Below are 10,786 nucleotides of genomic sequence, written 5' to 3'. Positions count from 1 at the left end.
CCTCTGGATGCCACCCGACCCGGTAACCGGCTGACCATCCCAGGATCGGCCGTACTCACGCATGCCTGAGGACGATCACACAGCGCGATCACCAGAAGCCGAAATGCGCTGGAGGTGAATGCTTACCACGTTCCGGCATTGGATACTCCTTTCCGTACGGCTGGACATCGACCTGCCGCCATTCCGATCCGCGGCCAGTGATGTCCTGTTTCGGTTGGGATTAATCGAAGTTGATCACGTCAGCCGGACGGTACCGCGCCACCCCGCAGAGTCGCTACAAAACCACTACAAAGCCGATTCTTCGCTGGCATTTTCCGCATACAGGGCGAGGGCGGCGTCGCCGAGCCGGGCGTGCCAGGGCCGTAGGGCTCATGCGGAGGGCTCCAGATTTGCGCGGAGGAACTGCAATGTGGACTGGTGTAGCCGGGTGCGGTGCGGAACGGTGGCCCAGCCGTGGTCGGCGCCCTCGACGACTTCCAGCTCGGCGTTGCCGTCGTAGTGGTCGAGATAGCGGCGGGCGTAGGAGAGCGGGGCGATGTCGTCCTGGTCGCCATGGATGATGCGTACGGGTCCGGCGTACGGACGGGACCGGCCGTAGACGTCGAGGCCGGCGATGTCGTCGACCAAGGCCTGGCTCATCCGGTGGCTGTCGGCGTCGAAGTAGCCCTTCTGGCTGATCTCGGCGGCGATGTCGCGGCCCTTGAGGCGGCCGGCACCCACTTCGAAGGGGGCGACGGCGGCCGGCGACCACAGGCACACGGCGCGGATGCCCGGCTCCTCGGCGGCCACGATGCCCGCGACGACACCGCCCATGCTCATCCCGACCAGGCCGATACGGTCAGGGTCGGCGAAGTCGAAGCCGCGTACGGCCTGCACGACGGATCGGGTTTCGGCGATTTCCCCGGTGATGGTGACGTCGAAGAAGTCGCCGTCGCTTTCCCCGTGCCCGGACAGGTCGAACCGGACCGATGCGATGCCGGCGGTCTCCAGCAGTCGCGACATCAGAACGAAGGAGCGGTTCTCCATCCGGTTGTTGGCGAACCCATGGACGAACACCACCGTCGGCCGGCCGGTCGCGCCTGCGGTCTCGGGAATGTGCAGCGTGGCGCGCAGAGTCCGCCCGTTGTACTGGAAGTCGTGATTCTGGATTGATCGCGGGCGGGCATGCTCGCCGATTCCGACGTTCAGGAAGGTCATGTCATCCCTTGATGGCGCCGGCGGTCATGCCAGCGACGATCTTGCGGTTGAAGAAGATGAACAGCAGCAGTGGTGGGATCGTGATGAGCACGATGTCCATGAACAGCAGGTTCCACTGGGTGTTGTACTGGCTCTGGAAGTTGTAGAGGGTGACCTGCACGGTGGCGTTCTCGTCGCCGGGGGTGAAGTAGAGCGGGTTGACGAAGTCGTTGAAGATGGCCACCGAGCTGGTCAGGATCACGGTGATGGTGACCGGCCGCAGGAGCGGGAAGATCACCCGGAAGAACAGCGAGAGGCCGGTGCAGCCGTCGATCTGGGCGGCCTCGTCCAGTTCGCGCGGGATGGCCGCGATGAACGCGCGGAACAGCAGCACCGCGTACGCCAGGTTGAAGGCCACCTCGATGAGGATCAGCCCGGGGAGGGTCTTGAACAGGCCGAGGGCCTGCAGGAGCCAGATGGTGGGCACGATCGCGGGCGGGATGATCAGCCCGGACAGCACCAGGAAGTTGGCCACCGAGCCGAGCCGGCCCGCGCGGCGCTGCAGCACGAACGCGGCCATCGCGGCGAAGACGACGATCAAGGCGACGGACGCCACGGTCAGGACCGTGCTGTTGACGTACGCGCGCAGCAGCACGTAGTCGCGGGCCTCGATCACCTCGGTGAGGTTCTGCACGATCGGCCAGCTGGTGGGCCAGGCGAAGTCGAGGTCGGTGGCCTGGGTCTGGTCCTTGACCGCGGTGAGCAGCATGAGGGCGAACGGGACGAGGAAGATCACGGCGGCCACGGCCAGGGCGATCGCCTCCGCGCCGAGCCTTTTGGTGGCTCTCATAGGGCGACCTGCCTCTTGCCCAGAAAGTAGTTGAGCGGAAGCACGAGGGCCGTGACCAGGACGAACAGGATGACGTTGCCCGCGGTGGACAGGCCGAAGAAGCCGGCCTGGTACTGCTTGTAGATGATCGAGGCGATGGTGTCACTGGTGAAGCCAGGTCCGCCGCGGGTCATCGTCCAGATCAGGTCGAACGAGCGAAGCCCGCCGATGAACGACAGGATGATCACCGAGTAGGTGGCGGGCCAGCTCAGCGGCAGCGTGACGTGGCGGAAGCGGTGCCAGGCGCCCCCGCCGTCCACCGCGACGGCCTGGTAGTAGTCGCGGGGGACGGACAGGATGCCGGCGATGTAGATGACGGTGGCCAGTCCGACGCCCTTCCACACGTCCACCAGCGCGACCGACAGCAGCGCCGTCCTGGCGTCGCCCAGCCAGTCGGGACCCTCGATGCCGACCAGGGCGAGCGCCTTGTTGACCAGCCCGGTGTCGGGTTTGAGCAGCATGCTGAAGGTGATGCCGACCGCGACCGTGGAGACCAGGACGGGGAAGAACACCACCGAGCGCAGGAAACCGCGCAGCCGCAGCCTGCTGGTCAGCAACACGCCCAGCAGCAACCCGAGCACCACCTTCAGCCCGCTGGTCACCACCGCGTAGAAGACGGTGTTGGCGAAGCCGATGCGCAGGTTCTGCTCGGCGAAGAAGTCGGTGAAGTTCTGCAGCCCCACGAAGGTGCTGTCGAACAAGGTCCAGCGGGTGAGCGCGAAGTAGCAGGCCATCACCGTCGGCACCAGGAAGATCACCAGGTAGACGACGGCGGCCGGCAGGTAGAGCGCGTACGGGTAGGCGGACTTGCGCCTGGCCGGGCGGGTGAGCTCCTGCTCGGGCATGACGTGAGGTCTGGCCGCCTGCTTGGTCACCACCCCGTGAGCCCCAGCTGCTTGGCCTGCTTCGCCACGTCCTTGTCGTACTGGGCGGCGGCCTCGGCCGGCGAGGTCAGCCCGGAGCCGACCGCGACGGTGATCTGCTCCAGCGACGGGCCCTTCACCGGGGACAGGAACTCCAACGCGGGTGCGGTGGCGCCCTTGTCGATGTACGCCTGCACGTCCTTGGCCACCTGCATGGCGTCGTCCGGCAGTTTGGCGCCCTTCACCCGGTACGGTCCCGTCGGCTGCACCGCCTTGTTGATCGCGTCGGCGGCGGCCGGCGAGGCGACGAAGGCCACGAACTTCTTGGCCGCGTCCAGGTGCTTGGTCGTCTTGGAGATGTAGATCGCGGGCGGCTCCCAGACGCTGGCGCCGTTCTTGGCCGGATCGGTGCCCGGGACGCCGAAGAAGCCGATGTCGGTGGCCGCCTGCGGGCTTGTCGCCAGTACGGGCGGCAAGATCGCGGTGAGCATCGGGTAGTGCGCGCCCTGGCCTTCGGCGAGCATCTTCAGCCCTTGATCGAGGGTGGCCGAGCCGAACCCCTTGTTGAGGTAGCCCTTGGCGTGCACGTCGGCCAGGTGCTGGAAACCCGCCACCGCGGCCGGGGTGGTGGCGAACTTGGCCTTGCCCGCGGTGTAGTCCTGCGCGAAGCTCGGCACCGCGGCCTGGACGTTGTAGAAGTCGGCCAGCACAAGCAACTGCGAGGTCCAGGTGTCCTTGAACGTCGAGATCACCGGCGCGATCCCGGCCGCTTTGATCTTCTCGTTGTTGGCCATGAACTCGTCCCAGGTCCTGGGCACCTGCAGGCCGAGCTTCTCGTAGACCTTTCGGTTGTAGAGGATGCCACCACCGGACGCGGCGCTGGCCGGCACCCCGTACACGTGGTCGCCCTGGGTCACCACCGGCAGGTAGTCCGGCTGGACGTCGGCCAGCACCGGGTCGCCGGTGAGGTCGACGAGGGTCTGGGCCGGGTTGAGCGCCTGCAGCAGGGAGCCGGAGTTGTACCAGAACACATCCGTCATCTCGCCGGTGGACAGCCGGGTCTTGACGATGTTGTCGCCCTCGCTGCCTCCCGGCTGGTTCTCCATCTCGATCTTGATGGTGGGGTTGGCCTTCATGAACGCGTCCGCCAGCGCCTTGGATGTGTCCACGGTCGACTGATCGCTGCCCGTCATGAAGGAAAGGGTGATGGTGCCGTCAGCAGCGGGCTCCGAACCGGAGCCACAGGAGGTCAGGGCCGCCAGCGCCAGGACCGCTACGGCCGTCGCAAGTGTGCGGTGGGAGGTCTTCACACACCCTCCAGGGGCTATTGAATCGTTTTAAGCGGACCCCCGATGCGGTTAACGTAGGCGTTACGTGAAGGGGGTGTCAAGGCTTGATTTGGGTAACGGTACCCACCCTTTTCCCAGATGAGATCGCCAATATGGACATGATTTAGGCAACGGTTCCTGCCAGGCGTTGATCTCCGCAGCGAAAAGTCCGGCAGCCAGGCGGGAGCGGCTGCCGGACCGGCTGTGCGTACTCAGATTGGCTGGATCGCCCAGGTCAGAGCAGCGCTTCGGCGGTGATGGGCAGTTCGCGGATCCGGCGGCCGGTGGCGTTGAAGACCGCGTTGGCGATCGCGGGCGCAACCCCGACGTGGACGACCTCGCCCAGTCCCTTGACGCCGAGCGGGTCGGCCTCGCGGTCCTCGCCGTCCAGGTAGATCGCCCTGACGTCGGGGACGTCGGCGTTGACGGGGACGAGGTAGTCGGCCAGGTTGGCGTTCACGATCCGGCCGTCGCGGTGGTCGGTGACCGTGTGTTCCAGCAGCGCTGTGCCGATGCCGCCCACGATGCCGCCGATTGCCTGGCTTTGAGCGAGTTTGGGGCTGATGATGCGTCCGGCGTCGTACACGCCGAGCATGCGCCGTACCCGCACGAGTCCCAGCTTCGCGTCGACGGCGACCTCGGCGAACGTGGCGTTGTAGGCGTAGAGAGAGTGCCGCTCGGGCCCCGACGGCCGGGTGAAGGAGCCGAGAGCTTCGAGGCGGGGGCGGTTGTTGCGGGCCAGGAGTCGCTGGTACGTCTCGCCGCGCGCGGGATCGTCCTTGACGTGCAGCCGGCCGCTGCGGACGACGACGTCCTGGGCGGCCACCCCGTACAGCGGTGAGTCACGGTCCTCGACGGCCAGCTTGATCGCCTGCTGTCGCACCTGGTTGCACCCGTCGAGTACGGCGGAGCCGACGCTTGCCATGGTCATCGACCCGCCGTGCGGCGGGGTCGGCGGGAACAGCGAGTCGCCCAGCCGGAAGGTCACCGCGCGCATGGCCAGCCCGAGGGCGTCGGCCGCGACCTGGGTCTGGGAGGTGTAGGTGCCCGGCCCCATGTCACTGGCCGCCGCCTCGACCAGCGCGGTGCCGTCGGCGTTCAGACGGACCCGGGCCTGGGCTGTGTTGCGCTGTGTCTCGTAGACGCCGGCGGCCATGCCCATGCCGATCAGCCAGTCGCCCTCGCGCCGGGAGCCCGGCTCGGAACGGCGGCGGCCCCAGTCGAACTCGCGGGCGCCGACGGTGTAACACTCGCGCAGACGGCGGGTGGAGAACGGCAGCCCGCTGGATTCGTCCTCCGCCGGTTCGTTGCGCCGGCGCAGCTCGATCGGGTCGATGCCGAGCTTGTGGGCGAGTTCGTCCATGGCCGACTCGATGACGAAGGACGCCGTCGCGAAGCCCGGGCCGCGCATCCACAGCGGCGTGTTCACGTCCAGCGGCACCGTCCGGTAGGCCTGTGAGACGTTGGGCATGCTGTAGAGCATCTGCCCCGCGGGCAGGATGGTCTCGGTGAACTTCTCGTACGACGAGGTCTCGGCGTCCATCTCGTGGACCATGGTGGTCAGGCGCCCCCGCTGGTCGCTGCCCAGGCGCAGACGGTACTCATAGGAGGGCCGGAAGCCGGTGCCGAAGTACATCTGCCTGCGGCTCAGGACCAGCTTGACCGGGCGATTCGTCTCGCGGGCGGCCAACGCGGCGACGACCACGTGCGGCCAGCAGCGCAGCCCTGAGCCGAATCCGCCGCCGACGAACGGGGAGATCACCCGTACTGCCTGCGTCGGGATGCCGAACACGGCGGCGAGCTCGTTCTGCGTGCCCACGACCCACTGGGTCTTGTCCCAGACGGTGAGCCTGTGGCCGCTCCAGCGGGCGATGGTGGCATGCGGCTCCATCGGGTTGTGATGGTTGCGCGCCGTCCGGTAGGTCAGGTCCATCCGGACGGCCGCGGAACGCAGGCCGGCCTCGGCATCGCCGCGCGCATAACGCGTCGGCTCGTCCGCGTCGGCCTCGTGCAGGTCGGTAGCGGGCTGCTCGGCGTCGTAGCGGACCTCGACCAGGCTCGCACCGTGCTGCGCGGCCTGCAGGGTGGTGGCCACCACGACGGCGACCGGCTGACCGTGGAAGAGCACCCGGTCGTCCTGGAAGACACGCAGCCGACGCCCGGGCGGGTTGTTCGACCCGGCGTTGTCGCGGTACGGCAGCTTCGGCGCGTCGCGATGGCTGATCACCCGCAGCACCCCCGGGTGGGCCAGGGCGGCGCGGGTGTCGATCAAGGTGATACGTCCACGGCCGATGCTGCTGTCGACGATGACCGCGTGCACGACGCCGTTCACGTCGTGCTCGGCGGCGAACAACGCCTGCCCGGTGACCTTCAGCCGCCCGTCCACCCGGGACAGCGGCGCACCCACGGCTGCCCGCGGCTGGGGGCTCACTTCGTACCTCCTACGACTCGCAGTTGACGTTCCACGGTCCGCTTCAGCAACTCCACCTTGAAACCGTTGTGTCGCAGCGGGCGGGCTCCGTCGGCCGCCCGCTCGGCGGCGGCTGCCCACAGGGACGTCGAGGGGCGCTCGCCGACGAGGTGCCGCTCGACTGCGGGCAGCTTCCACGGCACGGTGCCCACGCCTCCGGCGGCGACCTTCGCCGCGCGGATCACCCCGCCTCGAACGTGCAGGGCGACGGCCGCCGAGGTCAGCGCGAACTCGTACGACTGCCGGTCGCGCACCTTCAGGTATCCGGACCTGAGCGGGCGTGGCAGGGCCGGGATCTCCACAGCGGTGATCAACTCGCCTGGCCGCAGGGCCTGTTCCCGGTCCGGGGTGCCACCCGGTGGCAGCAGGAAGTCGGCGAAGGCGACGCCGCGTTCCCCGTCGGGGCCCTGCAGGTGCACGGTGGCCTCCAGCGCCGCGAAGGCCACGGCGACGTCGGAGGGGTGGGTGGCCACGCACTGGCCGGAGGCGCCGAGGATGGCGTGGCTGCGGTTGAAGCCGTCCACTGCCGCGCATCCTGAGCCGGGCCGGCGCTTGTTGCACGCCGCCGTCACATCACGGAAGTACGTGCACCGCGTGCGCTGCATGATGTTGCCGCCGATGGTGGCCATGTTGCGCAGCTGCGGCGAGGCGCTCAGCTCCAGCGCCTGCGCCACGACGGGGAAGGTGGCGCGCACCTTGGGGTGGGCGGCGGCCTCGGCCATCGACACCAGCGCGCCGATGCGCAGTCCCCCGCCCGCGGTGGTGCTCACCTCGCGCAGCGGCAGGGCGCTGATGTCGACCAGTTCGCCGGGACGCTCGACGGTCTCGCGCATCAGGTCGACCAGGGTGGTGCCGCCGGCGATGTAGCGGCCGCCACGCCGGCCGGCGGCGAGTGCGCCGCCGACGTCGGACACCTTGGTGTAGGAGAAGGGATGCATCGGAGCAGGACCTCACTTTCCGCCGGCGGCCTGCTCGACCGCTTTGACGATCTTCACGTAGCAGCCGCAGCGGCAGATGTTGCCGCTCATCCACTCCCTGATCTCCTCCGGCGAGCCGGTGTGGCCCTCCCGGATGCACCCGATGCCGGACATGATCTGTCCGGGGGTGCAGTAGCCGCACTGGAAGGCGTCCTGCTCGATGAACGCTTCCTGCAACGGGTGCAGGTCGTCGCCCTCGCCCGGGGCGAGCCCCTCGATGGTGGTGACCTTGGCGCCCTCCAGCCGTACCGCCAGCGTCAGACAGGCGTTGACCCGGCGGCCGTCGACCAGGACGGTGCAGGCGCCGCAGGCCCCGGCGTCGCAGCCCTTCTTGGTTCCCGTCAGCCCGAACTGCTCACGCAGCAAATCCAGCAGCGAGGTCCGGTTGTCGATCATCGCGGCGTGCCGCTCGCCGTTGACGGTCAGCGACACCCGTCCGCTGGGCGACACCTCAGCGGCGGCCGCCGGTTCGACGCCCAGCGGGGACGTCCCAGGGACGAGCCCGCTCGCGGCGACCGCGGTGGTCGTGGTCGTGATGAAGGTGCGCCGGCTGAGCGCCGAGGAGGACTCGCCGGCCGCGGCGGTGGGCGGAACAGCAGACAAAGGGGCTTCATCAGACATTTTTCTTCCCTCGCATCACAGCTGGATCGGGGCCTCAGGGCTTGATGAGGACCTTGAGGCTCTTGCGGTCGGCCATGTCCTGATAGCCGGTCGGGACGCCGTCGAGGTCGGTCGTGGCGTCGAAGACCTTCCCCGGCTGGATGGTGCCGTCCAGGATGGCGGGCATCAGCTCCTCGATGTAGGCCCGGACCGGCGCCGGACCTCCGGCCAGGCGGAGGTTGTGGCGGAAGAGGCTGCCGAAGCCGATCGGGGCCTCTTCGTACTGCGGGACGCCGACGCGGCTGATGACGCCGCCAGGGCGGACGACCCCGACTGCCTGCTCGTAGGCGGGCATGTTGCCGACGGCTTCCAGGACGACGTGCGTGCCGTGCCCGCCGGTGAGGTCGCGGACCTGGGCGATGCCTTCCTCGCCGCGGGCGGAGACGACGTCGGTGGCGCCGAACTCCCGGCCGAGGTCGGTGCGCGCCTTGTGGCGTCCCATGAGGATGATCTGCTCGGCGCCGAGGCGCTTGGCCGACAGCACGGCCAGCAGGCCGACGGCGCCGTCACCGATCACCGTGACCCGCGTGCGCTCGTTCACGCCGCCCGCGACGGCGGCGTGGTAGCCGGTGCCGAAGACGTCCGAGAGCGTGAGCAGGGACGGGATGAGGGCCGAGTCGGCGGCGACGGGGAGCTTGACGAGGGTGCCGTCGGCGAACGGGACACGGACGGCTTCGGCCTGGCCGCCCTCGTCGGGCAGGCCGGGCCAGAAGTCGCCCTGGACGCAGGACGTGTGCAGGCCCTCGCGGCAGAACTCGCAGGTGCCGTCGGAGAAGGCGAACGGTGCGACGACCAGGTCGCCCTTCTTGACGGTGGTCACCTCGGAGCCGGTGTCCTCGACGATGCCGATGAATTCGTGCCCCATCCGTTCGGGGCCGTCCGCTGCAGACATCGAGCTGTACGGCCACAGGTCGCTGCCGCAAATGCAGGACGCGGTGACGCGGACCAGCGCGTCGGTGGGCAGCTTGATGGCGGAGTCCGGAACCTCCTCGATCCGGACGTCGCCGGCGCCGTACATCAGGGTTACGCGCATCAGATGTTCTCCGTTCGATATGCCGATCAGGTGTTCATGAAGCAGAGTTCGCCCAGGTCAAGGCGATCGTGGGGATCAGGGTCAGTGCGGCGATGACGGTGCCGACCACGGCGGGACCCGTGGCCCCGAGGGCGGAGCCGAGGGCGAGGCCGGCCATCCAGGAGCCGACCGCGGTGCCGAAGTTGAACGCCGAGACGCTCAGCGAGGACCCCAGCGTGGGCGCCTGGCCCGCGAAGCGGACGGCCAGGGAGATCAGCACCGGGTTGGCGCCGAGCCCGAAGAGCCCCAGCAGGGCGACCAGCGCGACCGTGGGCGCGGCATGGCCGGACAGCAGGCAGATCGCCAGCAGCAGAACCGTGGCCGCCGCGGCCGCCGCGATGGTCGTCGCATGCGGGCGGGCGTCTCCGAGACGCCCGCCGAGGACCGAGCCCGCCAGGGCGCCGACGCCGAAGCCGGCGAGCACCAGCGGGACGAGGCCGGCGGCGATGCCGGCCCGGTCGGTCAGCAGCGGCGAGATGTAGGAGTACGCCGACAGCACGCCGCCGGTCGTGGTCGCGCACGCGGCCAGCGCCAGCCACAGGCGGCCGGAGCGCAGAGCCGACAGCTCCGACCGGATCGTCACCGCCTGGTGGCCCGCGCCGTCGTGCGGGACGTATCGGGCGATGAGCCCCACGGCCGCCGCTCCCAGAGCCGCGAGCGCCCAGAACGGTCCCCGCCAGCCCATGAGTTGCCCGGCGAACGCACCGAGCGGCACACCGACGACGTTGGCGAGCATGCCCCCGGCCCCCACGAGGCCCAAGGCGCGGGCGCTCGCGGCAGGACCGGCGACGCGTGTGGCCACCACGGAGGCCACCGACCAGAACGCTCCGGTCGCCAATGCCGTCAGGAACCGCGCCGCCAGCAGCAGCACGAAGCTGGAGCCGAGCGCGACGATGACATGCCCGGCCGCGAAGACGCCCAGAGCGAGCATCAGCGTCACCCGTCGCGGCAGCCGCAGCGTCAGCAGCGCCATCAGCGGCGCGCCGACGATCATCCCGACCGCGAAGACCGTGATCAACAGCCCCGCCCGGGCCACGCCCACCTGCAGGTCGCCCGCGATCTCCGGCAGCAGGCCCGCCACCACGAACTCGGTCGTCCCCATCAGGAACGTCCCCAACGCCAGCACGTGGATGACGAACGGAAGCCGGGTGGGCGAACGCTCACCGCCTTCGACGCCGCCGCCGGGAGCGTGCAGAACTGCTCCAGGCACAGCGGACCTCCTTGCTGAGAATGGGGAGATGGCACCGGCAGGGCCCCTGCCTGCCGGGCGACGGCGGCATGCCGTCACTCCTAGGGGCAACGCCCAGGAAATCGGTTCCATCGCGCGCGTGGGAGGTCCGGTTTATCGGGG

Annotated in this window: 9 protein-coding genes; all 9 read right to left on the bottom strand. The window is 69.2% G+C overall.

Annotation, left to right across the window (positions count from 1 at the left end; genetic code table 11):
* Positions 1 to 369: 369 nt before the first annotated feature.
* The 9 genes from ABN273_RS30765 to ABN273_RS30725 all read right to left on the bottom strand — a co-directional run bounded on the left by ABN273_RS30765 (position 370) and on the right by ABN273_RS30725 (position 10,645).
* Positions 370 to 1,197 (bottom strand): alpha/beta hydrolase, encoded by an 828-nt coding sequence (locus ABN273_RS30765; RefSeq protein WP_349452548.1) that lies wholly within the window; start codon positions 1,195 to 1,197, stop codon positions 370 to 372.
* A gap of 1 nt (position 1,198) precedes the next feature.
* Positions 1,199 to 2,026 (bottom strand): carbohydrate ABC transporter permease, encoded by an 828-nt coding sequence (locus ABN273_RS30760; protein WP_349452546.1) that lies wholly within the window; start codon positions 2,024 to 2,026, stop codon positions 1,199 to 1,201.
* Complete coding sequence (locus ABN273_RS30755; protein WP_349452545.1) at positions 2,023 to 2,910, bottom strand: carbohydrate ABC transporter permease; 888 nt, start codon at positions 2,908 to 2,910, stop codon at positions 2,023 to 2,025. Before ABN273_RS30755 ends, ABN273_RS30760 begins: the two co-directional genes overlap by 4 nt.
* A gap of 26 nt (positions 2,911 to 2,936) precedes the next feature.
* Positions 2,937 to 4,121 carry an ABC transporter substrate-binding protein gene (locus ABN273_RS30750; protein ID WP_349452544.1) on the bottom strand — a complete coding sequence of 395 codons (1,185 nt, stop codon included), beginning with the start codon at positions 4,119 to 4,121 and terminating at the stop codon, positions 2,937 to 2,939.
* A gap of 370 nt (positions 4,122 to 4,491) precedes the next feature.
* Positions 4,492 to 6,687 (bottom strand): xanthine dehydrogenase family protein molybdopterin-binding subunit, encoded by a 2,196-nt coding sequence (locus ABN273_RS30745; protein ID WP_349452543.1) that lies wholly within the window; start codon positions 6,685 to 6,687, stop codon positions 4,492 to 4,494.
* Positions 6,684 to 7,664: an FAD binding domain-containing protein gene (locus tag ABN273_RS30740; protein WP_349452542.1), complete on the bottom strand. Its 981-nt coding sequence runs from the start codon at positions 7,662 to 7,664 to the stop codon at positions 6,684 to 6,686. Before ABN273_RS30740 ends, ABN273_RS30745 begins: the two co-directional genes overlap by 4 nt.
* 12 nt (positions 7,665 to 7,676) lie before the next feature.
* Positions 7,677 to 8,306, bottom strand: coding sequence for a (2Fe-2S)-binding protein (locus ABN273_RS30735; RefSeq protein WP_349452541.1), 630 nt, complete (start codon positions 8,304 to 8,306; stop codon positions 7,677 to 7,679).
* Positions 8,307 to 8,358: 52 nt separating this feature from the next.
* Positions 8,359 to 9,396: a zinc-dependent alcohol dehydrogenase family protein gene (locus ABN273_RS30730; protein WP_349452540.1), complete on the bottom strand. Its 1,038-nt coding sequence runs from the start codon at positions 9,394 to 9,396 to the stop codon at positions 8,359 to 8,361.
* Between the two features lie 34 nt (positions 9,397 to 9,430).
* Positions 9,431 to 10,645: an MFS transporter gene (locus ABN273_RS30725; RefSeq protein WP_349452539.1), complete on the bottom strand. Its 1,215-nt coding sequence runs from the start codon at positions 10,643 to 10,645 to the stop codon at positions 9,431 to 9,433.
* Positions 10,646 to 10,786: the final 141 nt, after the last annotated feature.

Origin of the sequence: Nonomuraea sp. B19D2 (genome assembly GCF_040137845.1) — a bacterium.
In the GTDB taxonomy this organism is placed as follows: domain Bacteria; phylum Actinomycetota; class Actinomycetes; order Streptosporangiales; family Streptosporangiaceae; genus Nonomuraea.
The sequence above is the reverse complement of the archived record's forward strand: the minus strand, read 5'-3'. Positions and strand labels throughout refer to the sequence as shown.